Source organism: Pandoraea aquatica (assembly GCF_902459565.1).
Classification (GTDB): Bacteria; Pseudomonadota; Gammaproteobacteria; order Burkholderiales; family Burkholderiaceae; genus Pandoraea; species Pandoraea aquatica.
Genome location: NZ_CABPSN010000002.1, coordinates 347,688 through 374,070 on the forward strand (window position 1 = coordinate 347,688; position 26,383 = coordinate 374,070).

General features: G+C 63.8%; 28 protein-coding genes and 1 pseudogene. 12 read left to right on the forward strand and 17 right to left on the reverse strand.

The window, feature by feature from the left end:
• The first annotated feature begins 26 nt into the window (after positions 1-26).
• The 11 genes from PAQ31011_RS07020 (at position 27) to PAQ31011_RS27000 (ending at position 9,944) form a co-directional block, all read left to right on the forward strand.
• Positions 27-383 (forward strand): phage holin family protein, encoded by a 357-nt coding sequence (locus PAQ31011_RS07020; RefSeq protein WP_039394882.1) that lies wholly within the window; start codon positions 27-29, stop codon positions 381-383.
• A 47-nt stretch (positions 384-430) separates the two neighbouring features.
• On the forward strand, positions 431-1,246 hold the full coding sequence (locus PAQ31011_RS07025; RefSeq protein ID WP_150575152.1) for a TlyA family RNA methyltransferase: 816 nt from the start codon (positions 431-433) through the stop codon (positions 1,244-1,246).
• A 26-nt stretch (positions 1,247-1,272) separates the two neighbouring features.
• Positions 1,273-2,103 carry a methylenetetrahydrofolate reductase [NAD(P)H] gene (metF, locus tag PAQ31011_RS07030; RefSeq protein ID WP_150575788.1) on the forward strand — a complete coding sequence of 277 codons (831 nt, stop codon included), beginning with the start codon at positions 1,273-1,275 and terminating at the stop codon, positions 2,101-2,103.
• A gap of 215 nt (positions 2,104-2,318) precedes the next feature.
• Complete coding sequence (locus tag PAQ31011_RS07035) at positions 2,319-3,959, forward strand: ABC transporter substrate-binding protein (protein WP_150575153.1); 1,641 nt, start codon at positions 2,319-2,321, stop codon at positions 3,957-3,959.
• Between the two features lie 179 nt (positions 3,960-4,138).
• The gene (locus PAQ31011_RS07040) at positions 4,139-5,143 is read left to right on the forward strand and encodes an ABC transporter permease subunit (protein ID WP_150575154.1); all 1,005 of its coding nucleotides are present in this window, start codon (positions 4,139-4,141) and stop codon (positions 5,141-5,143) included.
• Between the two features lie 11 nt (positions 5,144-5,154).
• The gene (locus tag PAQ31011_RS07045) at positions 5,155-6,075 is read left to right on the forward strand and encodes an ABC transporter permease subunit (RefSeq protein ID WP_150575155.1); all 921 of its coding nucleotides are present in this window, start codon (positions 5,155-5,157) and stop codon (positions 6,073-6,075) included.
• Positions 6,072-7,085: an ABC transporter ATP-binding protein gene (locus tag PAQ31011_RS07050; RefSeq protein WP_150575156.1), complete on the forward strand. Its 1,014-nt coding sequence runs from the start codon at positions 6,072-6,074 to the stop codon at positions 7,083-7,085. The genes PAQ31011_RS07045 and PAQ31011_RS07050 overlap by 4 nt, the downstream gene beginning before the upstream one ends.
• Positions 7,082-8,110, forward strand: a complete 1,029-nt coding sequence (locus PAQ31011_RS07055) for a peptide ABC transporter ATP-binding protein (RefSeq protein WP_174990002.1) — start codon at positions 7,082-7,084, stop codon at positions 8,108-8,110. Before PAQ31011_RS07050 ends, PAQ31011_RS07055 begins: the two co-directional genes overlap by 4 nt.
• Positions 8,029-9,108 (forward strand): TraB/GumN family protein, encoded by a 1,080-nt coding sequence (locus PAQ31011_RS07060; protein WP_425495091.1) that lies wholly within the window; start codon positions 8,029-8,031, stop codon positions 9,106-9,108. The genes PAQ31011_RS07055 and PAQ31011_RS07060 overlap by 82 nt, the downstream gene beginning before the upstream one ends.
• 147 nt (positions 9,109-9,255) lie before the next feature.
• On the forward strand, positions 9,256-9,645 hold the full coding sequence (locus PAQ31011_RS07065) for a hypothetical protein (protein ID WP_150575157.1): 390 nt from the start codon (positions 9,256-9,258) through the stop codon (positions 9,643-9,645).
• A 2-nt stretch (positions 9,646-9,647) separates the two neighbouring features.
• A complete protein-coding gene (locus PAQ31011_RS27000) occupies positions 9,648-9,944 on the forward strand; it encodes a type II toxin-antitoxin system RelE/ParE family toxin (protein WP_425495096.1) in 297 nt (98 codons plus the stop codon).
• Between the two features lie 29 nt (positions 9,945-9,973).
• Here the strand turns inward: PAQ31011_RS27000 and ureG are convergent, their stop codons facing one another.
• The 17 genes and pseudogenes from ureG to PAQ31011_RS07155 all read right to left on the reverse strand — a co-directional run bounded on the left by ureG (position 9,974) and on the right by PAQ31011_RS07155 (position 24,786).
• Positions 9,974-10,612 (reverse strand): urease accessory protein UreG, encoded by a 639-nt coding sequence (gene ureG, locus PAQ31011_RS07075; RefSeq protein WP_150575158.1) that lies wholly within the window; start codon positions 10,610-10,612, stop codon positions 9,974-9,976.
• 73 nt (positions 10,613-10,685) lie between these two features.
• A complete protein-coding gene (locus PAQ31011_RS07080) occupies positions 10,686-11,411 on the reverse strand; it encodes an urease accessory protein UreF (RefSeq protein WP_150575159.1) in 726 nt (241 codons plus the stop codon).
• Positions 11,380-12,219: an urease accessory protein UreE gene (ureE, locus tag PAQ31011_RS07085; protein ID WP_150575792.1), complete on the reverse strand. Its 840-nt coding sequence runs from the start codon at positions 12,217-12,219 to the stop codon at positions 11,380-11,382. Before ureE ends, PAQ31011_RS07080 begins: the two co-directional genes overlap by 32 nt.
• Before the next feature lie 69 nt (positions 12,220-12,288).
• On the reverse strand, positions 12,289-13,989 hold the full coding sequence (gene ureC, locus PAQ31011_RS07090; RefSeq protein ID WP_150575160.1) for an urease subunit alpha: 1,701 nt from the start codon (positions 13,987-13,989) through the stop codon (positions 12,289-12,291).
• Complete coding sequence (locus tag PAQ31011_RS07095) at positions 13,986-14,291, reverse strand: urease subunit beta (RefSeq protein ID WP_039394909.1); 306 nt, start codon at positions 14,289-14,291, stop codon at positions 13,986-13,988. Before PAQ31011_RS07095 ends, ureC begins: the two co-directional genes overlap by 4 nt.
• A 28-nt stretch (positions 14,292-14,319) precedes the next feature.
• Positions 14,320-14,904 carry a HupE/UreJ family protein gene (locus PAQ31011_RS07100; protein ID WP_174990076.1) on the reverse strand — a complete coding sequence of 195 codons (585 nt, stop codon included), beginning with the start codon at positions 14,902-14,904 and terminating at the stop codon, positions 14,320-14,322.
• Between the two features lie 174 nt (positions 14,905-15,078).
• Complete coding sequence (locus PAQ31011_RS07105) at positions 15,079-15,381, reverse strand: urease subunit gamma (RefSeq protein WP_039394912.1); 303 nt, start codon at positions 15,379-15,381, stop codon at positions 15,079-15,081.
• A gap of 46 nt (positions 15,382-15,427) precedes the next feature.
• Positions 15,428-16,150, reverse strand: coding sequence for an amino acid ABC transporter ATP-binding protein (locus PAQ31011_RS07110; protein ID WP_150575161.1), 723 nt, complete (start codon positions 16,148-16,150; stop codon positions 15,428-15,430).
• Entirely contained in the window at positions 16,137-16,787 is a 651-nt protein-coding gene (locus PAQ31011_RS07115; RefSeq protein WP_150575162.1) for an amino acid ABC transporter permease, read from the reverse strand. The genes PAQ31011_RS07110 and PAQ31011_RS07115 overlap by 14 nt, the downstream gene beginning before the upstream one ends.
• On the reverse strand, positions 16,784-17,464 hold the full coding sequence (locus tag PAQ31011_RS07120; RefSeq protein ID WP_150575163.1) for an amino acid ABC transporter permease: 681 nt from the start codon (positions 17,462-17,464) through the stop codon (positions 16,784-16,786). Before PAQ31011_RS07120 ends, PAQ31011_RS07115 begins: the two co-directional genes overlap by 4 nt.
• A 318-nt stretch (positions 17,465-17,782) precedes the next feature.
• Complete coding sequence (locus tag PAQ31011_RS07125; RefSeq protein WP_150575164.1) at positions 17,783-18,625, reverse strand: urease accessory protein UreD; 843 nt, start codon at positions 18,623-18,625, stop codon at positions 17,783-17,785.
• The gene (gene urtE, locus PAQ31011_RS07130; RefSeq protein WP_150575165.1) at positions 18,625-19,326 is read right to left on the reverse strand and encodes an urea ABC transporter ATP-binding subunit UrtE; all 702 of its coding nucleotides are present in this window, start codon (positions 19,324-19,326) and stop codon (positions 18,625-18,627) included. Before urtE ends, PAQ31011_RS07125 begins: the two co-directional genes overlap by 1 nt.
• Before the next feature lie 2 nt (positions 19,327-19,328).
• Positions 19,329-20,195 carry an urea ABC transporter ATP-binding protein UrtD gene (gene urtD, locus PAQ31011_RS07135; protein ID WP_150575166.1) on the reverse strand — a complete coding sequence of 289 codons (867 nt, stop codon included), beginning with the start codon at positions 20,193-20,195 and terminating at the stop codon, positions 19,329-19,331.
• A complete protein-coding gene (gene urtC, locus PAQ31011_RS07140; protein WP_150575167.1) occupies positions 20,192-21,394 on the reverse strand; it encodes an urea ABC transporter permease subunit UrtC in 1,203 nt (400 codons plus the stop codon). Before urtC ends, urtD begins: the two co-directional genes overlap by 4 nt.
• Entirely contained in the window at positions 21,395-23,017 is a 1,623-nt protein-coding gene (gene urtB, locus PAQ31011_RS07145) for an urea ABC transporter permease subunit UrtB (protein WP_150575168.1), read from the reverse strand.
• A gap of 62 nt (positions 23,018-23,079) precedes the next feature.
• Positions 23,080-24,246 (reverse strand): annotated as a pseudogene (gene urtA, locus PAQ31011_RS07150) (urea ABC transporter substrate-binding protein); the annotation flags it as partial.
• A gap of 327 nt (positions 24,247-24,573) precedes the next feature.
• Positions 24,574-24,786 (reverse strand): DUF1059 domain-containing protein, encoded by a 213-nt coding sequence (locus tag PAQ31011_RS07155; RefSeq protein WP_150575170.1) that lies wholly within the window; start codon positions 24,784-24,786, stop codon positions 24,574-24,576.
• Positions 24,787-25,095: 309 nt separating this feature from the next.
• Between PAQ31011_RS07155 and PAQ31011_RS07160 the strand changes: the two genes are divergently transcribed.
• Positions 25,096-26,367, forward strand: a complete 1,272-nt coding sequence (locus tag PAQ31011_RS07160; protein ID WP_150575171.1) for an MFS transporter — start codon at positions 25,096-25,098, stop codon at positions 26,365-26,367.
• Positions 26,368-26,383: the final 16 nt, after the last annotated feature.

A 26,383-nucleotide genomic window follows, 5' to 3' on the forward strand; every position in this document is an offset into this window, starting at 1 on the left:
CACCGGCAAGTTTTACGGAGCTTGCCATGCGTCTGCTGCTGATTTGGCTCATCAATGCCATCGCGCTTCTCGTTTTGCCGTACATCGTGTCGGGCGTTCAGCTCAAGGGCATCGGCACGGCGCTGATCGTTGCGGTCGTGCTCGGCCTGATCAACGCGTTCCTGCGCCCGCTGCTCGTCGTGCTCACGCTGCCGGTCACGGTGGTGACGCTGGGCCTGTTCATCTTCGTCATCAACGCACTGTTGTTCTGGCTGGCCTCACATGTGGTCAAGGGCTTCGAAGTCTCCGGCTTCTGGGCGGCGCTCTTCGGCTCGCTGCTGTACAGCCTGATTTCGTGGATTCTCTCGGCGCTGGTGTTCGGCGATCGCGTCTCCAACGTGTAAGTGTCGACGGCCATCCGTCGACGGTTCTTTGCAGGAAATCCGTAGTCATGTCGCAAGCTCTTCGTGCCGATCAGGCCCTCGTCTCCCGAGGGCTGGCGGCGTCGCGCACCGTTGCTCAACGTCTGATCGATGCCGGACGCGTGTATTACGCCGGCACCGAGACGGCGCTCAAGAAAGCCAGTCAGCCAGTGGCGAGCGACGAGGAACTGGAAGTGCGTGCGGCAGCGGACGGATTGCCGGACGAGGACCGTTACGTGTCGCGCGGCGGCCTCAAGCTGGCCGGTGCACTCGCCACGACGGGACTCGACATGACGGGCCGCGTGGTGCTCGACGTCGGCCTGTCGACCGGTGGCTTCGCGGACTGCCTGTTGCAGGCGGGCGCGGCGCAGATCGTCGGCGTCGACGTGGGGCACGGACAACTGCATCCGCGTTTGATGGGCGAGCCACGGCTCGCGTCGCTCGAAGGGATCAATGCGCGGCATCTGTCGCGCGAAATGCTCGATGAGCGTTTGGCGGAAGCGGCAATGGACGGCGGACTGAACGCCGTACCCGAGGCAGGCTTCGATCTGATCGTGGGCGATGTGTCGTTCATCTCGCTCACGCTGGTGCTGCCCGCCGTGACCCCGCTGCTCGCGCCGGGGGGCGACCTGCTGATGCTGGTGAAGCCGCAATTCGAAGTGGGACGGGAGCACATCGCACGCGGTGGCCTCGTGAAAGACACCGCGCAGTACGCGCAAGTGGAGACAAAAATCCGCACCGCCTGTGACGCGCTCGGACTGACGGTGGCCGCATGGCTCGACAGTCCCATCGCCGGCGGCGACGGCAACCGGGAGTTCTTCGTGCACGCCAGGCGTGCGGCATGAACGGCACCCACGATAACAAGACGATCATGACGCAACCTTCCTTCAGTTTCGAATTCTTCCCGCCCAAGACCGCCGACGGCGCCGAGAAGCTGCGCGCGACGCGTGAGCAACTGTTTCCGCTCGGCCCGAAGTTCGTTTCGGTGACGTTCGGCGCGGGCGGCTCGACCCAGCAGGGCACGCTCGACACCGTCATCGAGATCCAGCGCGAAGGCGTGGACGCCGCACCGCACTTGTCGTGCGTCGGCTCGACCCGCGACAACATCCGCGACATTCTCACGACGTACCGCAATAACGGCATCCGTCACATCGTGGCGCTGCGCGGTGACCTGCCGTCGGGCATGGGCGAGATCGGCGAGTTTCGCTACGCGTCCGAGCTGGTCGAGTTCATTCGTGCCGAGACGGGCGACTGGTTCCACATCGAAGTCGCGGCTTACCCCGAATACCATCCGCAGGCGAAGTCGCCGCGTCACGATCTGGAACACTTCGCCAACAAGGTGAAGGCAGGCGCGAACGCAGCCATCACCCAGTACTTCTTCAATGCGGACGCCTACTTCCGCTTTGTCGACGACGTCGCTCGCCTCGGCGTGGACGTGCCGATCGTGCCGGGCATCATGCCGATCACGAACTACTCGCAGATGATGCGGTTCTCGGAAATGTGCGGTGCGGAAGTGCCGCGCTGGATTGCCAAGCGGTTGGAAGGCTTTGGCGACGACCGCGAAGCGATCCGCGCCTTCGGTCTCGATGTCGTGTCGGCCCTGTGCGAGCGACTGCTCAAGGAGGGCGCGCCGGGCCTGCACTTCTATACGCTCAACGCGGCGGCAGCGACCAAAGCCATGTGGCAGCGCCTCGGCCTGTGAGGCGCGGCCGGGCGGGGCGCGCAATGTTTGCTGCCTGATGAGCGCTCAGGAAGTCAATCCAAATCAATATTGGGCGATTTCCTAATCAAAAACGCCACAAATGGGCAATTTAGTAGGGATTTGGCGTGTTGTTCCGTAGGTGAAGGTTAAGTAATATCCCTCGTGGGCTCGGCGGCTGATCGTCGCCGGGCGTCAACTCAAAATACGAGGAGCCTATGAAACAGACTCACACCCTGCGTTTGCTGTTGGCTGCAACCGTGCTCGCCGGAGCGGCAGTGATCCCGCCCGCGGCAGCCGTCGAGCTCCCGAACAAGACTCTCGTCTACTGCTCCGAGGGCAGCCCCGCCGGTTTCGATCCGGGACAACTGACCACCGGCACCGACTTCGATCCCGCCGACGCGATCTACAACCGCCTCGTTGCCTTCGTACCGGGCGAGACGGGCACGATGCCGTCGCTGGCCGAGAAGTGGGACATCTCGCCGGACAACAAGATCTACACCTTCCACCTGCGCAAGGGTGTGAAGTTCCATACCACCGACTACTTCAAGCCCACGCGCGACTTCAACGCCGAAGACGTGAAGTTCACGTTCGACCGCATGGGCGACCGTGAGATGCCGTTCCGCAAGGCCTACCCGGCGGAATTCCCGTACTACGTGGACATGGGCTTGCAGGCGGACATCGAACGCATTGAGGTCGTCGATCCGTACACCGTGCGCTTCGTGCTCAAGAAGGTCGACGCCCCGTTCATCCAGAACCTGGCCATGTCGTTCGCGTCGATCCTCTCGAAGGAATACGCAGACAAGCTGATGGCCGCGAACAACCCGCGCGACATCGCGCTCAAGCCGGTCGGCACCGGCCCGTTCATCTTCCGCAGCTACACGAAGGACGCCACGCTGCGTCTGGACGGCAACAAGGAGTACTGGAACACGAACCTGCCGCCGAAGGTGGGCAAGCTGGTGTTCGCCATCACGACGGACGCCAACGTGCGTATCCAGAAGCTCAAGCGCAACGAATGCCAGGTCGTGACGTATCCGCGTCCGGCAGACGTCGATGCGCTCAAGGCCGACATCCAGGCGCAGGGCAAGGCATCGAAGATCAAGATGCCGGATCAGGTGGGCTTCAACCTCGGCTACGTGGCGTACAACGTCAAGAAGGCACCGCTCGATCGCGTGGAAGTGCGTCAGGCGCTCGACATGGCGATCAACAAGAAGGCGATCCTCCAGTCCGTGTACGGCTCGGCCGGCCAGTTGTCGAACGGTGCACCGATGCCGCCGACGCAATGGTCCTACGACAAGAACATCAAGTCGGCCAGCTACGATCCCGAGAAGGCCAAGACCCTGCTCGACAAGGCGGGCGTGAAGGGTATCGAGATCACGCTGTGGGCCATGCCGGTGCAGCGTCCGTACAACCCGAACGGCAAGCTGATGGCCGAGATGATTCAGGCCGACTGGGCCAAGATTGGCGTGAAGGCGAACATCGTGACGTACGAATGGGGTGAGTACATCAAGCGTGCCAAGGCTGGCGAACACGATGCCATGCTCATTGGCTGGACCGGCGACAACGGCGATCCGGACAACTGGCTCGGCGTGCTGCTCGGCTGCGACTCGATGAACGGCAACAATTTCTCGAAGTGGTGCTACAAGCCGTTCGACGATCTCATCAAGCAGGCGCGTCAGACGACCGACGTCAAGGAGCGCACCAAGCTCTACACGCAGGCGCAGGACATCTTCGCGCAGCAACTGCCGTTCTCGCCCATCGCGCACTCGACGCAGTACAAGCCGATGGCCACGAACGTGAAGGGCTTCAAGCTCAGCCCGTTCAGCCGTAACAGCTTTGCCGGCGTGTCACTCGACTAAGCCGGATGACGTTTTAACGACAAGAAGAAAGCGAACTGGCCCGGCCGCCGCGCCCGGGCCAGTTTGCAGCACCCGGACAGAAGATCGTCCACGACTGACAAGATTGACTAACGCGGCAATGCGCCACTTGTCCCTGCGCCGGGGACCGGCGGCGCGCGACGCCCCCACGGAACATTCCTATGCTGAGATTCGTCCTGAGACGACTAGGCATGGTGATCCCGACGTTCATCGGCATCACCGTCCTCGCGTTCGCGCTCATTCACCTCATTCCTGGCGATCCGATCGAAGTGCTGGTGGGCGAGCGCAATCTCGATCCCGTCATGCACGCCGAAGCGATGAAGCGGCTCGGACTCGACCAGCCGCTCACCACGCAGTATTTCGTCTATCTGAAGCACGCCGCACAGGGTGACCTCGGTCGCTCCATCGTCACCAACGAAGGCGTGCTGCACGAGTTCTTCGCCCGCTTCCCGGCCACGCTGGAACTGGCCCTCTGCGCGATGATCTTCGCGCTCGCCGTCGGTTTGCCGGCAGGCGTTGCCGCTTCGCTGCGGCGCGGGAAGATGCTCGACCACACCACCATGGGGGCTGCGCTCACCGGCTACTCCATGCCGATCTTCTGGTGGGGGCTGCTGCTCATCATGCTGTTCTCCGTAGATCTGCAATGGACCCCCGTATCGGGGCGCATCGGCGTGGAATACGACGTACCGAGCGTGACCGGCTTCATGCTCATCGACACCTTGCTCTCGGGAGACGAGGGCGCGTTCGGCTCGGCGGTCAGCCACCTGATTCTGCCCACCATCGTGCTCGGCACCGTGCCGCTCGCGGTGATCGCTCGCATGACGCGCTCCGCGATGCTCGAAGTGCTGCGTGAAGACTACATTCGCACGGCGCGCGCGAAGGGGTTGTCGCCGTGGCGCGTGATCGTCGTGCATGCGCTGCGCAATGCGCTGATTCCCGTCATCACGGTGATCGGGCTGCAAGTCGGCACGCTGCTCGCGGGTGCGGTGCTGACCGAGAACGTCTTCTCGTGGCCCGGCATCGGTAAGTGGCTGATCGATGCGATTCTCCGACGCGACTATCCGGTAGTGCAGGGCGGCATTCTGCTCATCGCGACGGGCGTGATTCTGGTCAACCTGCTGGTCGACGTGCTCTACGGCGTCGTCAACCCGCGCATCCGGCACTGAGGAGGTCAACAATGAGTGACACGCCTGCTACGCTGCCGCCTCCCGCCGCCGTCACGGCCACGCCGCGCGCGCGCCTGATCCGGGAGTTCCTGCGCAGCTTTACCGCTAACCGTGGCGCAACCGTCGCGGCCATCATCCTGTTGCTGATGTTCGCGGCTGCGCTGTTTGCGCCGTTCATCGCCCCGCACAGTCCCATCGAGCAATACCGCGACTTCGTGAAGATTCCGCCGGCATGGTTCGAGGGTGGCAACACGCGCTTTCTGCTCGGCACTGACGAGGCCGGACGCGACATTCTTTCGCGTCTGATTCACGGCGCGCGCCTGTCGTTCTGGATCGGTCTGTCGTCGGTAGTGCTTTCGCTGATTCCCGGCATTCTGCTCGGGCTGCTGGCGGCGTTTTTCCCGCGCTGGCTCGACACGCCGATCATGCGTCTGATGGACATGATGATGGCGCTGCCGTCGCTGCTGCTGGCGGTGGCTGTGGTGGCCGTCATCGGCCCGGGTCTGGCCAATACGACCATCGCCATTGCGATCGTAACGTTGCCGGCGTACGTGCGTCTGACGCGCGCGGCGGCCATCGGCGAGTTGCAGCGTGAATACGTCGTTGCTTCGCGCATGGCCGGGGCGGGCACGCTGCGCCTGATGTTCTCGACGGTGCTGCCGAACTGCGCGGCACCGCTCATCGTGCAGGCGACGCTGAGCTTCTCGGTGGCCATTCTCGACGCGGCGGCGCTCGGCTTTCTCGGCCTTGGCGTGCAGCCCCCGCTCGCGGAGTGGGGCTCGATGCTCGCGTCCGCACGCGACTATATGGAAAGTGCCTGGTGGATTGTGACGCTGCCGGGACTCGCGATCGTCATCTCGGTCCTTGCCATCAACCTGGTCGGCGACGGCCTGCGCGATGCCCTCGACCCCAAACTGAAACGCATCGCATGAGCCTGCTCTCCATTCGAAATCTATCGGTCGACTTCGACGGCGCACGTGCTGTCGACGCCATCGACCTCGACGTCGGCCAGGGCGAGATCCTTGGCGTGGTCGGCGAATCCGGCTCCGGCAAGAGTGTGACGATGCTCGCGCTCATGGGCCTTATCGACGCGCCCGGTCACGTCACCGCCGATGAAGTCCGATTCGACGGACGCGACTTGCTCCACGCGTCCAAACGCGAGCGTCGCAATATCGTCGGGCGTGACGTCTCGATGATCTTTCAGGACGCGCTCACCAGTCTGAACCCGAGCTTCACCATCGGCTATCAGATCGGCGAGGTGCTGCGCCGTCACATGGGATTGCGCGGGCGGGCGCTGCGTGAGCGGATCGTCGAGCTGCTGGAGCAGGTCGAGATTCCCGACGCCGCCAACCGGCTCGGTGCCTATCCGCACCAGTTGTCGGGCGGGATGAACCAGCGCGTCATGATCGCCATGGCGATTGCGTGCCGTCCTAAACTGCTGATCGCCGACGAGCCGACGACCGCACTGGACGTCACCATTCAGGCCCAGATCATGGCCTTGCTGCTGCAACTGCAGAAGGACTATGGCATGTCGCTCGTGCTGATTTCCCACGATCTCGCGGTCGTGGCGGAAGTCGCGCACAAGGTGGCCGTCATGTATGCCGGGCAGGTCATCGAAGTCCAGCAGGTGCCGGCGCTGTTCGACGCGCCGCATCACCCTTACACGGAGGCGCTGCTCTCGGCGATTCCGGAGCACAACCGGGGTGTGCGCCGATTGCACACGCTGCCGGGCGTGGTGCCGGGGCGCGAGGACCGCCCGGCGGGCTGTCTGTTGTCGCCGCGTTGTCCCTACGCCGACGACCACTGCCGCGAAGTGCAGCCTGCGCTGACGCCCTATGTCGGGCCGGGGGCGGTAGGTTCGCCGATGGTGCGGTGTTTCAAGCCGTTGCCGCATGGCACGGGTGAAGTGGCGATGGGACAGTCGACGGGAGGGGCGCAATGAGCGAAACGGTATTTGCGACGCCTCCGGCCAGTCCGCAGGCAGGTGCGCCAGATGACCGCGTGGTGCTGGCCGCGCAGGATCTGACGCGTTTTTACACGGTCAACCGCGGGTTGCTGAGGGGGCAGGCGAGCGTCAAGGCGCTTAACGGCGTGTCGTTCGAACTGAAAGCGGGGCGCACGCTGGCTGTGGTCGGCGAGTCCGGGTGCGGCAAATCGACGCTGGCGCGGGTGCTGACGTTGATCGAGACGCCCACGTCCGGCAGACTCTTCGTCGATGCGACGGAGACCACGACGGCATCGGCGGGCGAGCTGGCACCGCTGCGCACGCGCATCCAGATGGTGTTCCAGAACCCGTACGCGTCGCTCAACCCGCGCAAGACGGTGGGACAGGCGCTCGACGAGCCGCTGGCGATCAACACGTCGCTCAGCCGCGCCGAGCGGGGCGAGAAGATCGCTGCGATGATGCGCACCGTCGGCCTGCGTCCGGAGCATGTGGCGCGTTATCCGCACATGTTCTCGGGCGGTCAGCGCCAGCGGGTGGCGATTGCCCGGGCGATGATCCTGTCGCCGGCCATTGTGGTTGCCGACGAGCCGGTTTCGGCCCTGGATGTCTCAATTCAGGCACAGATCCTGAATCTTTTCATGGATTTGCAGGACCGATACGCGACGAGTTACGTATTCGTGTCGCATAATCTCGCGGTGGTCGAGCATGTGGCCGACGACGTCATGGTGATGTACCTCGGCCGCGCGGTCGAACACGGTCCCAAGGCCGCCGTGTTCGGCAAGCCGCTGCATCCGTACACGAAGGCATTGATGTCGGCGACGCCGGCAATCAAGGCGTCGGAGCGGCGTGTGAAGATTCCGCTGATCGGCGAGTTGCCGTCGCCGCTGCGCCCACCGCCGGGGTGTGCGTTTGCGCCGCGCTGTCCGTATGCCGTCGACCGATGCCGTCAGGAAGTGCCGCAATTGCGAGAGATCGAAGGACGTCGGGTGGCGTGCCATCGGGTCGAAGAGATAGAGGGATAACGAGATTGGGTGGACCACCACGCGCGACGCATGTGCGCCGGGGCGTTGCATTGACCGGCTGGCTGTTGGGTTGCTTGCTGATGACGCTGGCCGTCACGCTGGATGCGGCGACGACCGCCGTTCCGCGCGCGGTGGCACCGCGAACGTTCCCGTTGGTGGTCCCCGAGCCCGGCGAACCGCCGCCGGGCGCCAATCTCCCGTTCTATGAAGCGCGCAAGGGTGACATGACCATCTACGTGATGGGCACGTTGCACGTGGGCAAACCCGACGACTATCCGTTCCGCAAAGTGGTGGTCGATGCGCTGCGCGTGTCGAAGGTGGTGGCGTTCGAGCTGTCACCCGACGATCTGACGATGTCGCAGGACGACGTCCAGAAATACGGCATGTGCTCGCGCGCCTGCCTGCCGAGGCTGATCCCTGCGCCGCTCTGGCGCCAGTTGCGCGACCGTCTCAAGGGTAATCCGGCGATGCTCGCCGAGATTCGCCACATGCGTCCGTGGCTGGCGGCGCTACTCGTCGAGACACTGGATTCGATGGGCGCCGACCTGCAAACCGAGTACGGCACGGAAAACCAGTTGGAGAACATCTATCGCGGCCGCATCGTCGGTCTCGAGTCGCTGGCCGAGCAGATGGACGCGTTCACCGGTCTGACGGCGGCTCAGCAGAACGAGTTGCTGGCGCAGGAGCTGGTGCTCACGCCGAAGAAGGCGACGGCGCAGGTGGAGGAATTGCACCGTCTGTGGCGCGCGGGTGATGCCGAGTTGGTGTTCGACTGGTCGCAGAGTAAAGCGCTGCAAGTGCGACGCAATGCGACGTTGGCGGATGCCATCGACGAGCGCATTCTCTACTCACGCAACCGTCGTTTTTTGGCGCGGATGCTGTTCCTCGCGGATCCGGGCAAGCCGGTGTTCGTCGCGGTCGGCACGTTGCATCTGGGCGGCCCGCACGGGGTGCTCCAACTCCTTCGCGAACACGGGTTTTCGGTCGCCCAGCGGTAATCCGGTCGGGACATCTGAAAAATGGGCGATCCGCTTAGGAATCGCCCGAGAAATCTCCCGACCCGATTGACTCGCCCCCTTCCTGACGATTAATTTGGCAACACTCGCGTGAGTGGCCCCCCGCCCAAATCCTAGTCAGGAATCACGATGCAGATTGTTGAACAGCAGTCCTCCGACCGTTTTCCACGCCACCAGTCGGCGTATGAACCCATCCCAATACCGCCACTCGACATCAGCCCGGAAGAGGAAGCAGAAATTCGCCGCGAAGCGCAGATGTTGTACGAAGCGACGATTCGCGGACTCGCGGATGTCGCCGCTGGCCGCAAGTTGCCTAGCGAAGTCGTAAAGACCGGATGCTCTATTGATCTAAACCCCGGGTACTTTGAGACGCCACACGATCCCGATGAACTCGATGTAGAAGAGTTCTTCGGGGTGCTGATGGGACTGAGGGACATTGAAGCCGGGCGTACCGTGCCGGATGAAATTGTTAGTGCAGAGTTCGAGGAATACAACCGGAGACTGTTGAGTACGCTGTGACTGTGACGATTCGTTGGTCAGACTATGCGCTGCGAGAACGTCTCATCATCTGGAATCAGTTGTCGAACGCCCATCCCCGCGCAGCTTTGAGTCTGAATGTTTGTGTAGAACGCGCCTTGAGAAATCTGCGTACCTTTCCAAGACTGGGGCGCCTCCATAAATCGGACGACGCACGAGTGATCGTGCCTCACAAGCGTTACCAAATGATCTACCGGTTGAAGGAGAATGCCATCACCATCATGTCTTTACGAAGCGTGAATCGTCCCTGGCCTCCCAGGGACTATCCGCTTAACGCTTAACGGAAAATGCTGGCGGCGCGAGCATCGCGTCACGCCAGCATCCCGCGCGCTTCGATGAAGCTGATGATTTCCTGAAGGCCCTTGCCCTCTTTCATGTTGCCCATCACGAACGGACGCATGCCGCGCATCTTCTGGGTGTCGGAGCGCATGATGTCGAGCGACGCGCCGACGTATGGTGCAAGGTCGGTCTTGTTGATCACCAGCAGGTCGGACTTCGTGATGCCCGGGCCGCCTTTGCGAGGGATCTTCTCGCCGCCAGCGACGTCGATCACGTAAATCGTCAGGTCCGACAACTCGGGACTGAACGTCGCGGCAAGGTTGTCGCCGCCGGACTCGATGATCACGACGTCCGCATCGGGGAAGCGATCCAGCATGCGCTCGACGGCCTCGAGGTTGATCGAGGCGTCCTCGCGAATGGCGGTGTGCGGACAACCACCGGTCTCCACACCGAGAATCCGTTCCGGCTCCAGCGCGCCGGCGACCGTCAGCAGACGTTGATCTTCCTTCGTGTAGATGTCGTTCGTGATGACGACGAGGTCGTAGCGATCGCGCATCGCTTTACAGAGCATCTCGGTCAACGTGGTCTTGCCGGAGCCGACCGGGCCTCCGATGCCGACACGCAGCGGCGGATTCTTCTTGGTGCGACGGGCATTGGCGGATGTCGTCATGGCGAATGTCGTGGTGGCGGTGAGTGAAAGTTGGCGCAGGAACTGACGAATAGGGCGACGCGAAACTCGCGTCTTACGAACGGAACAACCGTGAGTACTGTGTTTCGTGGCGTGACGCCAGAATGGCGAGCGCCGGGGAAAACGTATTGATCTGATCGTCCGGCAGCGACGCGGCGCGATGGGCGGCGTCGACCACGCGCGGACGCAATGCAACGATGACGCGCTGTGCCGCCAGTTGCCCGAGCGGCACGGCTTTGAGTGCGCCGGCGACCTGATTCTCCAGCCAACTGAACGCGTAAGCGACGAGCGTATCCGGCAACGGCGCGCCATGCGTCAGTGCAGCGAAGGCGAAGGCCGTCGGCAGGGCAATCGGTTTGAGCGACGACAGATGCGCACGCTGTTCGGCATCGCCCCATTCGAGCGACACCGCGAGTTGGGTGAGCGACCAGCCCATCTGTTCGGTTTCGGCGCGCAGTTCCGCGGTCTCACGTGTGGCGAGCAGCCAGTCGTTGACCTGGCGTAACGCCGCGACGTCGCGCGCCTGCCAGTGACGCCATTGGCGCGCGAGCAAGGCCATTTCGCCTGTCGTGAAGACGCCGTCGAGCTGGCTGGCGATCCAGCGCTCGGCGCTGGGGGCGTCGTGGATGATGCCGTGCTCGACCGCTGCTTCGAGGCCCTGGGAATAGCTGAAGGCACCGATAGGCAGCGCAGGCGAGGCGAGGTGAAGCAGCGCCGCAAGTGATTGCAGCGACGCTGCCGCGACCGGCTCAGTGAGAGGGCTGGGCAGGCTTGCCGTCATCGCTTGGGCTCACTGTCGGAGATTCGCCGCCTGCAACGGTTGCGTGATCGTGACCACAGTCCGGGCCATGTTCATGACGATCGTCGTGCGCGTGATCATGATCGTGGGAATGCGCGTGATCATGATCGCAGTCAGGCCCATGCACGTGTCCGTGATCGTGGCCGTGCGCATGCGAGTGATCGTGACCGCAGCCCGGGCCATGCACATGATTGTGGTCGTGACTATGCGAGTGATCATGACCGCAGCCCGGACCGTGAACGTGCCCGTGCTCATGTCCGTGATCATGGTCATGACCGTGATGCTCGTGAAACACCCGCTGCGCGAGTTCGAAGTCTTCGGCGTAGGTCGCGTCGTGACCGTGCTTGTGCCCGCCACCGTAAGCACCGGCTTCCGGCTCGAAGGGCATCAGTGCTTCGGCGACATCGACATCGAGCCGCAGCAGCATGTCGCGCAAGACCGGGTCATATTCAAGCTTGAGGTACCCGTCGCCCACTTCCACCGGGGTATGACGATTGCCCAGGTGATACGCGGCGCGGGTGAGCGCGAGGGCCGTCGGCGCGCTGACGAGCAACACCGTCTCCGCCGCCGCTTCCACGCGGATGAATCCGCCGTCGTCCGCGACGAGCACATCGCCTCCGCGCAGCACGGTGCCGCGCGGCAGGAACAGCGCGACCTCTTCCCCCGTCTCCAGCGTCGCGCGAAGACGACTCTTGCTGCGCGCGTCGAACGGCAGCACGAGTGCCGGGGCGCGGCGCGCGAGCGGGGCGGCGATGCGTCCCGCTTCGAAGCGCTTCTCGACGCGACGCAAAGCCGCAGTCGACGACAGGGGGTTCTCAGCAGCGGACGATTCGGAATCTTGCGACATGGCTCGGCGAAATCAGAAAAGAAAGTAGCGTTGGGCCATGGGCAACACGGTGGCGGGCTCGCACGTCAGCAATTGCCCGTCCGCGATGACCTGATAGGTCTCGGGATCGACGCTGATGTTCGGCAGCCAGTCGTTATTGATCATGTTGGCCTTGGTCACCTGCCGGATATTGCGCACCGGCACGATGCGTTTGGCCAGCCCGAAACGGCCAGCCACGTCGCCATCGTACGCTGCTTGGGAGACGAACGTCAGCGACGTGCGTGCTAGCGCCCCCGCTCGTGCGCCGAACATCTCGCGGTAATGCACCGGCTGCGGCGTCGGAATCGACGCGTTCGGGTCGCCCATCAGCGCCGTCGTGATCATGCCGCCCTTGAGAATCAGCGATGGCTTCACGCCGAAGAACGCCGGTTCCCACAACACCAGATCGGCCCACTTTCCGACTTCGATGGACCCGATTTCATGCGCCATGCCATGCGTGATTGCCGGGTTGATGGTGTACTTCGCGACGTACCGCTTCACGCGGAAGTTGTCCGACGCCGACGGGTCCGTCCCCAGCGCACCGCGCTGCACCTTCATCTTGTGCGCCGTCTGCCAGGTGCGCATCACCACTTCCCCGACACGCCCCATGGCCTGCGAGTCCGACGAGATCATCGACAGCGCGCCGAGATCGTGGAGGATGTCCTCGGCCGCAATCGTCTCGCGACGAATGCGCGACTCGGCAAACGCAATGTCCTCCGCAATCGCCGGGTCGAGGTGATGGCAGACCATCAGCATGTCGAGATGCTCGTCGAGCGTGTTGACGGTGTAAGGCCGCGTCGGATTGGTGGACGACGGCAGCACATTCGGTTCGCCGCACACCTTCAGAATGTCCGGTGCATGACCGCCGCCCGCGCCCTCGGTGTGATACGTGTGGATCGTGCGGCCCTTGATGGCGGCGACTGTCGCTTCGACGAAGCCGCCTTCGTTCAGCGTGTCCGTGTGAATCGCGACTTGGGTGTCGGTGGCGTCGGCCACTGAGAGACACGCGTCGATGGCTGCGGGCGTCGATCCCCAGTCCTCATGCAGCTTCAGACCGATGGCCCCGGCTTCGATCTGCTCCATCAAGGGCTCGGGTTGACTGACGTTGCCCTTGCCGAGAAAGCCGAGGTTGATGGGCCAGCCGTCGGCGGCCTGCAACATGCGCTCCATGTGCCATGGCCCCGGCGTACAGGTGGTCGCATTGGTGCCCGTCGCGGGGCCTGTGCCGCCGCCGAGCAACGTCGTGACACCCGACGACAACGCTTCCTCGATCTGCTGCGGGCAGATGAAGTGAATATGCGAATCGATGCCACCTGCGGTGACGATCATGCCTTCACCGGCGATGACTTCCGTAGCACCCCCGAGCGGGATCGTCACGCCGGGCTGAATGTCGGGATTTCCGGCCTTGCCGATGCCCCAGATGCGTCCGTCCTTCAGACCGATGTCCGCTTTGACGATGCCCCAATGGTCGATGATGACGGCGTTGGTAATCACGGTGTCGACCACGTCCGCACGCGTGCGCTGCGATTGCCCCATGCCATCGCGAATCACCTTGCCGCCGCCGAACTTCACCTCTTCGCCGTAGATCGTGTAGTCGCGTTCGATCTCGACGATGAGTTCCGTATCGGCCAGACGCAGCCGGTCGCCCGTGGTCGGTCCGAACATTTCCGCGTAGGCGCGGCGAGAGATTTTCATAGCGCCCCCATGACGCGACCCGCGAAACCATAGACGCGGCGGTCGCCCGCCAGCGCCACGAGTTCTACCGTGCGTTGTTGCCCCGGCTCGAAGCGAACGGCGGTGCCGGCGGCGATGTTCAGCCGAAAGCCGCGCGCCGCTTCGCGGTCGAATTGCAGGGCATCGTTGACTTCATAGAAGTGGAAGTGCGAGCCGATCTGGATCGGACGGTCGCCGGTGTTGGCCACGGTCACGCTGACGGTCTCACGCCCCTCGTTGAGCGTGATGTCGCCAGCGGCGGGAAGCAGTTCTCCGGGAATCATGGGCGTCTCCTGGCGGCAGCAACCGGCGTCAGGCCGCTGCGGCGAGCAGCGTCACGCCATAAGCCAACACACCCGCGCCCAGCACGCGCGGCACCCACACCGTGCGATGGCGCAGCGCCACACCCGCAGCGATGCCAATGCAGTGCAACATGCCGGTCGCGACGAGGAAGCCGGCCATGTAATGCATCGCGCTGGCTTCGGTGGGAAGCTCCGCACCGTGGGCGAAACCATGGAAGACGGCAAACGTGCCGACGACCGCTGCGCCTGCCCATCCCGGCAGTTGCGCGCGTGTCGCGAGCATCAGCCCGAGAACGAGCAGCGAGACGGCGATCATCGGCTCGACACCCGGCAGGGAGAACCAATGCATCATGCCGAGCAGGCCGCCAGCGGCCAGCATGGCGACGAAGGCGAGCGGCGCGGCCCAGACGCGTTTGGACGTCAGCGAACTCCACAACCCCACGACGATCATCGCGCAGAGGTGGTCCGCGCCGGTCAGCGGGTGCAGGAAGCCGGCGGCGAAGCTGCTCACGGCGTCATGGCCCGGATGACCCGGGTGGGCCAGCGCGACACCCGATGTGGCAAGCAGCGCAAGGCCCGTGGCCACGCGAGCCATAGGGTGGCGAAGACGACCTGCGCCGGTTGAGCGGGCGGAGGCGGGGAGCGCAATGTGCGCGTCAGACGTGTTTTCGAGGCGGGCCATGGGGGGCATCCTTAAAGTGCAGCGAAATGTTGTTGTCTATGGTTATCGATGACAGGCGATGCGATACACGTGCACCGTCAAGTCAGGTCACGGAATCGGGTGATGCACGGTGACGAGCTTGGTGCCGTCGGGAAAGGTGGCTTCGACCTGAATGTCGGGAATCATCTCGGGCACGCCTTCCATGACGTCGTCGCGCGTGAGCAATGTGGTGCCGTAGTGCATGAGGTCGGCGACGGTGCGTCCGTCGCGCGCGCCTTCCATCAGCGCGGCGCTGATGAAGGCCACGGCTTCGGGGTAGTTCAGCTTCAGGCCGCGAGCGCGTCGGCGCTCGGCCAGCAGGGCGGCGGTGAAGATGAGCAGCTTGTCTTTTTCGCGGGGAGTGAGCTTCATCGTGACGAGTGAATTTCGGTGCGAAGGGTGAGCAAAGGGTTGAATGTCATTGCGCGATGAACCGCTGCAATTCCGGCGTTGCAGGCTGTGTGAAGAGCTGTTCCGGATCGCCGGACTCCCAGATCTTCCCCTGATGCATGAACACCACGCGGTCCGATACGTGGCGGGCAAAGCGCATCTCGTGCGTGACGAGAATCAGCGTCATGCCTTCGGCGGCGAGGTCTTCCAGCACCTTGAGCACTTCCGCGACGAGTTCGGGATCGAGCGCCGAGGTGATCTCGTCGCACAGTAGCACCGAAGGATGCATCGCAAGTGAACGGGCAATCGCCACGCGCTGTTGCTGGCCGCCCGAGAGTTGCGACGGGTAGCTGTCGAACTTGTCGGCCAGCCCCACTTTGGCCAGCATCGTGCGGGCGACTTCGCGGGCGTCGTGCTTCGCGGTCTTCTTGACGACCTTCTGCGCGAGCATCACGTTCTCGCCCGCCGTCAGATGCGGAAACAGGTTGTACTGCTGGAACACCATGCCGACCTTCAGACGCAGCGCGCGAAGATCGGTGTCGCGTGCGCCGACCAGCACGCCGTCCACGTCCACGCTGCCCGCATCGAACCGCTCCAGACCGTTGAGTGTGCGTAGCAGCGTGCTTTTTCCCGAGCCACTCTTACCGATGATCGAAACGACCTGACCGCGTTCGACTTCCATGTCGATGCCTCGCAGCACGGGGTTTTCGCCGAAGCGCTTTTGCATGCCCCGGACCTTAATTAGCGACATGGAGTTTCCTTTCGAGATGACGCGCCCACAGCGACAGCGGATAGCAGGCAGCGAAGTAGAGCAGCGCGACGAGGCCGTACACGGTGAATGGCTGGAACGTCGCATTGGTAAGCATGGTGCCGGTCTTGGTGAGTTCGTCGAAGCCGATGATCGACGCGAGCGCCGTGCTCTTGACGACCTGCACCGAGAAGCCGACCGTCGGCGCAATCGCGATGCGCAGCGCCTGCGGCAGGATCACGTGACGCAACTGTTCACTGTGACGCATCGCCAGACTGGACGACGCTTCCCACTGACCGTGCGGGATGGCGTCGACACAACCGCGCCATATTTCCGTCAGGTACGCGCTCGTGTAGAGCGTGAGACACACTGCCGCCGCCACCCACGGCGACACTTCCAGCCCGAGCAACGGCAGGCCGAAGAACACCAGAAAGAGCTGCATGAGCAGCGGCGTGCCCTGGAACACTTCGATGTAAAGCGCCACGGCGCGCGCAGCCCATTGCACACGTCCGACGCGAATCACCAGCAGCAACAGCGCGACCAGTCCCCCGCACACGAAGGCGATGGCGGAGAGCGCGAGCGTCCAGCGTCCGGCGAGGATCAGACCGCGCAGCATGTCCGCTATCGAAAACTCGATCATCGCGCGCCTCCCTTCACCATGCCGCGAAACAGTCGGCGAGCGGCGCGCATCAGCACACGACGAAGCGCGATGGCGAGCACCAGATAGAGCGCGGTGACGATCAGGTAACTCTCGAAGGCGCGGAACGTGCGCGACTGGACGAAGTTGGCCGCATACGACAGATCGGGGACGGAGATTTGCGAGACGACGGCCGAGCCGAGCATCACGATGACGATCTGGCTGGCGAGCGCGGGGAACACCTTGGCGAATGCTTGCGGCAGGATCACATGACGCAGGATCTGCCCACGCGTCATGGCGAGCGAGAGGCCGGCTTCGGAAAGCCCACGCGGCACGGCGCGCATGCCGGCGCGAATGATCTCGGTCGCGTATGCGCCGAGGTTCAGGCTCATGGCGATGATGGCAGCGCTCGTCTCGTCGATATGAATGCCGATGCTGGGCAGCCCGAAGAAGATGAAGAACAGCTGAACGATGAACGGCGTGTTGCGGAACAGCTCGACGTAGAGTCCGGCGAAGAACTTGAACCCGTTCGAGCCTTCCTCGCGCGCAGCAGCGCACAGCGCACCGATGACTACGCCGATGACCGTGGAGACGGCCGTGAGCGCAATCGTCAGCGCGGCACCGCGCACGAACAGCGCGAAGTACTGCCGCAGGTCGGCGAAATCAAGGACGTAGTGCATTAGGCGGCATGAGGTGAAGGGGGAATGCAAAAGATCGACGCGTCTGGTCAGACCGGTCGATACAGTGAGGTAGCAGGATTCGTGCCTGACGCTGTCGCGTGGTGCGCAGGTTTGTGGGAAGTCGCGGCGGGGTCCGTCGGTCAACGACGTGCGCGATGTGCGGAACGCTTGATGCGTTCGAGGCGTGCCCGATATTGGTGCGAAATGGGGCGACATCGGCGGTACGACGCCGATGTTGTCACTGTAATGGTGCGTTGGAGGATGGCTGCGCCGTCGGCATTACCCGGCATCGGCAGCGTGCGGTTGTCGCCAACGACTTCACGTCGCCCAGATCCGCAGCGGTTCCGCCGGTGCACCATGCACGATAGGACGCAGCTTGAGCCAATGCGCGATCAGCAGTTGGCGCACCGTTTCCATCTCACGGCCGAGCACGCGCAAGACGAGGACATTGCCGGGCAGGCACGTGATGCCCGCACGGATATCCTCGCTGAATGGCAGTTCCTCGGCCAATGTCTCGGCCAGCTCGCGCGTACACGCCGGGCCGACCGCCCAGAGCGCGGCGAAGACGGGGAAGCTCGCGAGGCCGGTCGCGCCGGTGCGCTGTGCATCCTCCGCGCCGAGCACTGCCTGCTCAGCCCACAGCAGACGATCCTGCGCGTCGCGCAGTGCGAAGTTCGAGCGCCAGTGGCCTTGTGTCCACTGCTCACCTGCCGCCTGACGGCCGAGCAGCGTCGCGTCCCAGCCGATGACGGTCGCGTTCTCGCCGAGCCGCACAGTCACGCGCTGACGCGCATCCGCATGCTCGAATACGATGTTCTCCAGCGGCAACCAGTCGAGCTTTGCGCCGTCGTGCACCGTCAGCGTAATGTCCTGCGTGCCGAAGCGGCCCTGCGACTTGTACCACTTGGTTGCGCCGGGCGTCGTCAGCACGGCGTGGCTGTCGTGGCCGACGTCGATATCGATGGACAACGCGTCGCCCCCCGCGATGCCGCCGGGCGGATGCACGACGACCGCATGACAGATGCCGGGGCCTTCCGGATGCAACGACTTCTGCACCACGAGCGGCCCCTGATGACGGCGCGTCGCGAGCACCGTGCGGGCGTCATGGCGCTCGAAGCCGAGCGTCAGCTCGGCGTGCCAGCCGGTTGTCGCCGACGCCATCACACCGCCACCATGTGCCGCACGCCGTCGGCTTCCATGTCCTTGCCCAGCCCGCTTGCGACGATGGCACCACGGCTCATCACGCGATAGTGGTCGGCGAGTTCGAGCGCGAAGTCGTAGTACTGCTCGACCAGCAACACCGTCATGCCACGCTCGTCCACCAGGCGTCGCAGCGTGCGTCCGATGTCCTTGATGATCGATGGCTGAATGCCTTCCGTCGGCTCATCCAGAATCAGCAGTTGCGGGTCGCTCATGAGCGCACGTCCGATGGCCAGTTGTTGTTGCTGTCCGCCGGACAGATCGCCGCCGCGCCGCTGTTTCATGTCGCGCAGCACGGGGAATAGTTCGTAGATGTCGTCCGGCACACCGCGCTTCGCTTCACGCGACGGGCGGCTCGCCGCACCGATCAGCAGGTTCTCTTCGACGGTGAGGCGCGGGAAGATCTCGCGACCCTGTGGCACGTACGCCATGCCGCTCGACACGCGTGCATACGAGGGGGCCGATGTCAGTGTCTTGCCGCGCCATGCGATGCTGCCCGACTTCACCGGCACCACGCCCATGAGGCATTTGAGCAGCGTCGTCTTGCCCACGCCGTTGCGTCCGAGCAGCACGGTGAGTTGCGCGTCGGGCACCGTGAACTCCACGTTGCGCAGGATGTGACTGCCGCTGTAGAACTGATTGAGTGCGTGAATTTCCAGCATGGTCAGCGTCCCAGATACGATTCGATCACGCGTTCGTCGCGTTGCACGGCGTCGAGCGTGCCTTCGGCGAGTACCCGGCCTTCGGCCATCACCGTCACGAGACCTGCCTCCCCTGCGAGCGCGGCGACGAACGCCATGTCGTGCTCGACCACCATCATCGAGCAATGGCCGCGCAGACGGTTGAGCAACTCGGCCAGTTGCGCGGTCTCTTCGTCGGTCATGCCTGCGGCGGGCTCATCCAGCAACAGCAGTTGCGGCTGCTGCATCAGCAACATGCCGATCTCCAGCCGCTGCTTCTGGCCGTGCGACAGCTGACCCGCACGCACATGCGCCTGATGTTCCAGATGCGTGAGCGCCAGCACCTCCTCGACGCGGCGTTTGATGGTCGGCGTCAGCACAGCCCACAGCGCGCGGAACCAGCGCTTGTCCCCCGCACACGCGAGTTCGAGATTCTCCCAGACGCTGTGATGCTCGAACACGGTTGGCTTCTGGAACTTGCGCCCGACACCCGCCTGCGCGATGGCGGGTTCGTCCAGTCGGGTGAGGTCGAGTGTCTGACCGAGGAAGGCGCGTCCCGAGTCGGGGCGAGTCTTGCCGGTGATGACGTCCATCATCGTCGTTTTGCCCGCGCCGTTGGGGCCGATGATGCAGCGCAGCTCGTCGGTCTTGATCGACAGCGACAGATCGTTCAGCGCACGAAAGCCGTCGAACGAAACGCAGATGTTCTCCAGATACAGGATGAGGCCGTGCGACGTGTCGATCTCGCCGGGTACCACGAGGTGGGACATGCCCGTCGCTTCGCCACTGACCGAGACGGAGGCCTCCGGCGCATCGGCCTGCTGCCAGCTGATGTCGTAATCGGGTCTCATGCGCGGTCTCCGGAAACGGGATGGGGCACATCGCCTTCGGCTGCGACGGGGGCGTGGCGAGCGCGCTGACGGGTGAGTTGCGTGACCAGACCCATCACGCCCTGCGGCAGCAGCAGCGGCACCAGCACGAACATCGCGCCGAGGAAGAACAGCCAGTATTCGGCGAAGTAGGCGGTGAAGAAGCTCTTCGCGCCGTTGACGATGAACGCACCGGCAATCGCACCGATGAGGGAGCCACGTCCGCCGATGGCGACCCAGATCGCCATTTCGATGGAGTTGACCGGGGCCATCTCGCTCGGGTTGATGATGCCGACCTGCGGCACATAGAGCGCACCGGCGATGCCGCACAGCATGGCCGACAGCGTCCACACGAACAGCTTGTAGCTGAGCGGACGATAGCCGAGGAACATGGCGCGGGACTCGCCGTCGCGAATGGCGGTGACGACGCGTCCGAACTTCGAGACCACCAATGCGCGGCACAACAGAAACGCGCCGACCAGCACGGCGAACGTCACCAGAAACAGCACCGTGCGTGTGTTCGCCGAAGTGATCGAGTAGCCCAGAATGCGCTTGAAGTCGGTGAAGCCGTTGTTGCCGCCGAAGCCGGTCTCGTTGCGATAGAACAGCAGCATGGCAGCGAACGTGAGCGCCTGCGTGATGATCGACAGATAGACGCCTTTCACGCGCGAGCGGAACGCCAGATACCCGAAGAGCCACGCCACTACGCCCGGCAGCGCCACGACGAGGAACATCGCCCACGCGAAATGCTCGGTGCCGGTCCAGTACCACGGCAGTTCCTTCCAGTCGAGGAACACCATGAAGTCGGGCAGGTCGCTGTGATACACGCCGTCGCGTCCGATGCCGCGCATGAGATACATCCCCATCGCATAGCCGCCGAGCGCAAAGAACAGGCCGTGACCGAGGCTCAGAATGCCGCAGTACCCCCACACGAGATCGAGCGCCAGCGCGGCAATCGCGTAGCACATGATCTTGCCCGCGAGCGTCATGGCGTATGCCGACAGATGCAACGGATGTGTGGCTGGCAACACCAGCGCACACACCGGCACGATCACCATCACCGCCAGCACGAAGGCCAGCAGGACCGGTGCGACGTGTTTCGGCAGCAGGCGTGCACGCGCGGGCACGTCCAGTGGTGTCGTCGGGGCGACGCCTTCGGGAAGAAAGTTAGACGTCTGCATTCAGGCCTCCGCACTGCGCCCTTTGAGCGCAAACATGCCCTGCGGGCGTTTCTGGATGAACAGCACGATCAGGATCAGCACGGCGATCTTCGCGAGCACCGCACCCCACACGGGTTCGAGCAGCTTGTTGGCGATGCCCAGACCGAATGCGCCGACGATCGTCCCCGCGAGTTGTCCCACGCCGCCCAGCACCACGGCCATGAACGAGTCGATGATGTAGCTCTGACCGAGGTCCGGGCCGACGTTGCCGATCTGCGAGAGCGCGCAGCCGCCGAGACCGGCGATGCCCGCGCCGAAAGCGAAGGCGTAGCTGTCGACGCGCCCCGTCTTCACGCCGACGCACGCGGCCATCGAGCGGTTCTGCGTCACGGCGCGAATGAACAGGCCGAGGCGCGTGAGATTGAGCACCGACCACGTGAGCGCCACCACCACCAGCGCGAACACCAGAATCACGATGCGGTTGTACGGCAGCATCAGATTCGGCAGCACGGCGACGCCGCCGCTCATCCACGACGGATTGACGACTTCGACGTTCTGCGCGCCGAACAGCGTGCGCACCCCCTGAATCAGCAACAGGCTGATACCGAACGTGGTCAGCAGCGTCTCCAGCGGGCGTCCGTACAAATGCTTGATGACGGTGCGCTCCAGCACGAACCCGAGCGCGGCGGCCACGACGAACGCGGCGGGCACGGCGGCGACGAGATAGAAGTCGAACGCGCCCGGCAGGAAGCGCTGGAACAGCGTCTGCACGACGTAGGTGGCATACGCGCCGACCATCAGAAACTCGCCGTGCGCCATGTTGATGACGCCGATCAGGCCATACGTAATTGCCAACCCCAGGGCTGCGAGCAGCAGCACGCTGCCGAGCGACAGACCGGCGAACACCGTGCCGAAGAACTCGCTGCGGCGTTGTGCGGCGGCCAGTTGCGTGAGCGCGATGTCGGCAGCGCTGCGCACGGTGGCGTCGGGCTCGGCGTAAGTGCCGTCCGCTTGTTTGGCGACGATGGGCAGCAGCAGATCGCGCATCTGCGGATCGCCTGCGGCAGCAATCAGGTCGATGGCTTCCCGACGTTTCTTCGGATCGGTGTCGTGCAGCGCCGACTGCGCCCAGAGCTGATCGAGACGTTTGCGCAACGCCGGATCGGTTTCCTTCTGACGCGCCTGCTCGATCAGCGTCTTGAACGCGGGCGACGGGTTCTGCAACATCGTGTCGATGGCTTGTGCGCGCGCGTCGCGATCGGTCGACAGCAGCGCACCGGCGGCGGCGGCCGTCGCAACCTTGGCGCGCAGCACGTTGTTCAGCGTGAGCGATCCGGCGTCGTCGGCTTTGACCGGCGCGCCCGTGATCGGATCGACGTACTTGTCGTCCTTCTGAATCGCGAGGCGCTCGCCCACCGTCACGGCCGAGTCGTCGGCCAGTGCCTTGAGGAGCGCGGCCGCCTGCGGCGAACCGTCGGCGGCAAGGTGATCGATGGCTTGTGCCTTGGCGTCGAAGTCGTCGCCTGCGAGGGCGGTGAGGTCGGCGTCGGTGACGGCAGCACGCACGGGTTGGGAGATTGTCAGCGCAGCGCCCAGCGAAAGCAGGACAAGGGCGGCAGCGGTCCAGCGTCTTATCGTTATCATGCGAAACCTCTGCATGCGCCGGAGGGCGGAGTGCGGCTCCGGCGCAAGGAATGGAAGGAAGATCAGACCTTGTCGGGCTTGCCTTCGTTACCCGCAATGAACGGGCTCCACGGTTGAGCGCGTACCGGTGCCTTCGTCTTCCACACCACGTTGAACTGACCGTCCGGGCGGATTTCGCCGATCATCACCGGCTTGTGCAGGTGGTGGTTGCCATCCATGACCATGTCGAAGCCGTCCGGTGATTTGTACGTCTGGCCGATCATGGCGGTGCGCACCTTGTCGACGTCGACGCTGCCTGCCTTCTCGACGGCCTGCTTCCACATGTGCATGCCCACGAAGGTGGCTTCCATCGGATCGTTCGTCACGCGCTTGTCGCCGCCGGGCAGGCCCTTGGCCTTCACATAGGCGAACCATTCCTTCTTGAACGCTTCGTTGGTCGGGTTCTTGACCGACATGAAGTAGTTCCACGCGGCCAGATGCCCCACGAGCGGCTTGGTGTCGATGCCGCGCAGTTCCTCTTCGCCAACGGAGAACGCCACGACCGGCACGTCCGTCGCCTTCAGGCCCTGATTGCCGAGTTCCTTGTAGAACGGCACGTTCGAATCGCCGTTGATCGTGGAGATGACGGTGGTCTTGCCGCCCTGCGCGAACTGTTTGATGTTGGCGACGATGGTCTGATAGTCGCTGTGGCCGAACGGCGTGTAGACCTCCTGGATGTCCTTGTCGGCAACACCTTTCGAGTGCAGGAAGGCACGCAGGATCTTGTTGGTCGTGCGCGGGTAGACGTAGTCGGTGCCGAGCAGGAAGAAGCGCTTGGCGCTGCCGCCTTCCTTGCTCATCACGTACTCCACGGCGGGGATCGCCTGCTGATTCGGCGCAGCACCCGTATAGAAGACGTTCTTCGACATCTCTTCACCTTCGTACTGCACCGGGTAGTAGAGCAGCCCGTTGAGTTCTTCGAAGACGGGCAGCACCGACTTGCGCGACACCGACGTCCAGCAGCCGAATACGGCGGCGACTTTGTCCTTGGTGAGCAACTGGCGGGCTTTCTCGGCGAAGAGCGGCCAGTTCGAGGCGGGGTCGACGACCACGGCTTCGAGCGGTCGGCCCATCACGCCGCCTTTGGCGTTGATGTCGGCAATGGTCATGAGCGCGACGTCCTTGAGCGACGTCTCCGAGATGGCCATCGTGCCCGAGAGCGAATGCAGGATACCGACCTTGATGGGCTGCTTGCTCTGCGCGAACAAGTTGGGCGCCATGCCGGTGAGCGATGCGGCGCCCGAGAGGGCCGCCATCTGGAGTAGCGTGCGTCGTTTCATGGTACGTCTTCCCCTTTCCTGGTTAGACCGGTCGATCCGGTATCGGGGAATTAACGCAAGGGTCGTGCCAGCGTCCCGTCACTATGTGCCATCACGCGCCGATGGCGTGGCGACGGGGGCGGTGGGGGAAGATTTTCAGGAGGTCCGCCGTGCGCGCGAGACACGGTGGTGCGACGGCGCGCCGTATTGGTGCGCACCGACTTGGCGCGTCGACGTGTCCGTTCGTGCGCGAGGGCGTCAGGCTTTGCGCGGCGATTCTACTGGCGGTGTGCCGTCATGAAAAAGGGATGTCAGAAGCGAACGAAGCTCTGCCGAATCGGCATGCTTGTGGACCGTGACCGCATGCTGCACGGCGGCCTCCAGCAATTCGCTTTCGGAGTCTGCGCTAAGCGCGACCGAACAGTTCATTTCGCTGGGGAATTCCCGGCAATCGATGAATTTGCGAGCCATGATGCTCTCCTCGCACAAACAGACTGATGACGCATGCATGAACCACCGCGAGCGAAGAGCGCCACGCGAAGTGGTTCAAAAAGTATAGGCCGCAGCGGATGAGACGACGGTAACGAGACCGGTTTCCCCGGGGGGGGGGGGCGGTCACGCGCCATGCACGCACCGAAGATCGACGTGAGGAAGTACCCCGCCGGAGGGCATGTGACACGCCGTTCTGGCATTTTTTGATGCATGATTGGCATTCGTGCCAAATGGGCTGGCGGCAAGATGGCGGCGACTGAAGACTACTCACTCACTCGACATCACACCATGACCGATTCCGCTGCCGGGCGCACCGCGCCACCTTCCGAGCCTGCCGAGCACCAGCGCCGTCGACTGGGCCGACGTTATGCCGCCGTACTCGCCGCCTGTCAGGCGCTCTACACGGCGGCGTTGTCCGTCGACCTGACGCTGACGGGTCTCGTCGGCTACATGCTCGCGTCCGACAAGGGCTATGCGACGCTGCCGTTCTCGCTCATTACCGTTGCTTCGGCGATTACGACGATCTTCGCTTCGATGCTGATTCAACGCTTCGGCCAGCGGCTCGGCTTCGCGCTGGGCGCACTGTTCGGCACCGTGGGCGGGCTGGTGTCGGTGATGGCGATCTACGAGAAGCACTTCGCGATGTTCTGCGCGGGCACGGCGTGCGTGGGTGTGTTTCAGGCGTTTGCGCGTTACTACCGGCTGGCGGCGGCGGACGTCGTGCCCGTCGAAGACAAGCCGCGCGCTATCTCCGTCGTGCTGACGGGCGGCGTGCTGGCCGCTGTGATCGGACCGGCGCTCGCAGCAGGCAGCAAGGACTGGCTCGCGCCGGTGACGTTCGCGGGTTCGTATCTCGTCGTGACGATCCTCTCGGGCATCTCGTTGTTGCTACTCGTTGGCTTCCTGCGTGACTTGCCGGTGCATGCAGCAGGTGGGGCGGCGGGCGGTGTGGCGGAATTGCCTGCGCGTCCGCTGGGCGAGATCATGCGCCAGCCGATTTACGTGGCGGCGCTTGCCAACAATCTGATCGGCTTCATGGTGATGATGTTCGTGATGACGGCGACGCCGATTGCAGCCGTCGCGTGCGGCCACAGCATCGACGACGGTGCGCACATCATCGAATGGCATCTGGTCGGCATGTATGCGCCGTCGTTCTTCTCCGGTCATCTCGTGAAGCGTTGGGGTGTGGTGCCGGTGCTGCTGCTCGGTATTGGCATGTCGGCGCTGTGCGGTGTGCTGGCGCTGATGTCGACGAGCCTCGCATACTTCTATGCGGCGCTGGCGTTTCTCGGCGTCGGCTGGAACTTCATGTTCGTGGGCGGCACGACGTTGCTCACGATGTCGTACCGTCCGGCTGAGCGCGCACGTGCGCAGGCCGCCAACGAATTCATTACCTTTGCAGGCACCGCACTGGCGAGTCTGTTCGCGGGGCAATTGCTGGCGCGTTTCGGCTGGGCGACGATCAATCAGGCGACGTTCCCGTTGTTGACGATCGCGGCGCTGGCGACCGTGTGGTACGCCGTCGATGCGAAGCGCCGTCCGGCGCACGCGACGGCCTGATTTCGATTTGTCGACT

Bases quoted from the DNA above. Each gene is read 5' to 3' on its own strand.
- PAQ31011_RS07020 (WP_039394882.1), top strand. From the start codon at position 27: ATGCGTCTGCTGCTGATTTGGCTCATCAATGCCATCGCGCTTCTCGTT.
- PAQ31011_RS07025 (WP_150575152.1), top strand. From the start codon at position 431: ATGTCGCAAGCTCTTCGTGCCGATCAGGCCCTCGTCTCCCGAGGGCTG.
- metF (WP_150575788.1), top strand. From the start codon at position 1,273: ATGACGCAACCTTCCTTCAGTTTCGAATTCTTCCCGCCCAAGACCGCC.
- PAQ31011_RS07035 (WP_150575153.1), top strand. From the start codon at position 2,319: ATGAAACAGACTCACACCCTGCGTTTGCTGTTGGCTGCAACCGTGCTC.
- PAQ31011_RS07040 (WP_150575154.1), top strand. From the start codon at position 4,139: ATGCTGAGATTCGTCCTGAGACGACTAGGCATGGTGATCCCGACGTTC.
- PAQ31011_RS07045 (WP_150575155.1), top strand. From the start codon at position 5,155: ATGAGTGACACGCCTGCTACGCTGCCGCCTCCCGCCGCCGTCACGGCC.
- PAQ31011_RS07050 (WP_150575156.1), top strand. From the start codon at position 6,072: ATGAGCCTGCTCTCCATTCGAAATCTATCGGTCGACTTCGACGGCGCA.
- PAQ31011_RS07055 (WP_174990002.1), top strand. From the start codon at position 7,082: ATGAGCGAAACGGTATTTGCGACGCCTCCGGCCAGTCCGCAGGCAGGT.
- PAQ31011_RS07060 (WP_425495091.1), top strand. From the start codon at position 8,029: ATGCCGTCAGGAAGTGCCGCAATTGCGAGAGATCGAAGGACGTCGGGT.
- PAQ31011_RS07065 (WP_150575157.1), top strand. From the start codon at position 9,256: ATGCAGATTGTTGAACAGCAGTCCTCCGACCGTTTTCCACGCCACCAG.
- ureG (WP_150575158.1), bottom strand. From the start codon at position 10,612: ATGACGACATCCGCCAATGCCCGTCGCACCAAGAAGAATCCGCCGCTG.
- PAQ31011_RS07080 (WP_150575159.1), bottom strand. From the start codon at position 11,411: ATGACGGCAAGCCTGCCCAGCCCTCTCACTGAGCCGGTCGCGGCAGCG.
- ureC (WP_150575160.1), bottom strand. From the start codon at position 13,989: ATGAAAATCTCTCGCCGCGCCTACGCGGAAATGTTCGGACCGACCACG.
- PAQ31011_RS07095 (WP_039394909.1), bottom strand. From the start codon at position 14,291: ATGATTCCCGGAGAACTGCTTCCCGCCGCTGGCGACATCACGCTCAAC.
- PAQ31011_RS07100 (WP_174990076.1), bottom strand. From the start codon at position 14,904: ATGGCTCGCGTGGCCACGGGCCTTGCGCTGCTTGCCACATCGGGTGTC.
- PAQ31011_RS07105 (WP_039394912.1), bottom strand. From the start codon at position 15,381: ATGAAGCTCACTCCCCGCGAAAAAGACAAGCTGCTCATCTTCACCGCC.
- PAQ31011_RS07110 (WP_150575161.1), bottom strand. From the start codon at position 16,150: ATGTCGCTAATTAAGGTCCGGGGCATGCAAAAGCGCTTCGGCGAAAAC.
- PAQ31011_RS07115 (WP_150575162.1), bottom strand. From the start codon at position 16,787: ATGATCGAGTTTTCGATAGCGGACATGCTGCGCGGTCTGATCCTCGCC.
- PAQ31011_RS07120 (WP_150575163.1), bottom strand. From the start codon at position 17,464: ATGCACTACGTCCTTGATTTCGCCGACCTGCGGCAGTACTTCGCGCTG.
- PAQ31011_RS07125 (WP_150575164.1), bottom strand. From the start codon at position 18,625: ATGGCGTCGGCGACAACCGGCTGGCACGCCGAGCTGACGCTCGGCTTC.
- urtE (WP_150575165.1), bottom strand. From the start codon at position 19,326: ATGCTGGAAATTCACGCACTCAATCAGTTCTACAGCGGCAGTCACATC.
- urtD (WP_150575166.1), bottom strand. From the start codon at position 20,195: ATGAGACCCGATTACGACATCAGCTGGCAGCAGGCCGATGCGCCGGAG.
- urtC (WP_150575167.1), bottom strand. From the start codon at position 21,394: ATGCAGACGTCTAACTTTCTTCCCGAAGGCGTCGCCCCGACGACACCA.
- urtB (WP_150575168.1), bottom strand. From the start codon at position 23,017: ATGATAACGATAAGACGCTGGACCGCTGCCGCCCTTGTCCTGCTTTCG.
- PAQ31011_RS07155 (WP_150575170.1), bottom strand. From the start codon at position 24,786: ATGGCTCGCAAATTCATCGATTGCCGGGAATTCCCCAGCGAAATGAAC.
- PAQ31011_RS07160 (WP_150575171.1), top strand. From the start codon at position 25,096: ATGACCGATTCCGCTGCCGGGCGCACCGCGCCACCTTCCGAGCCTGCC.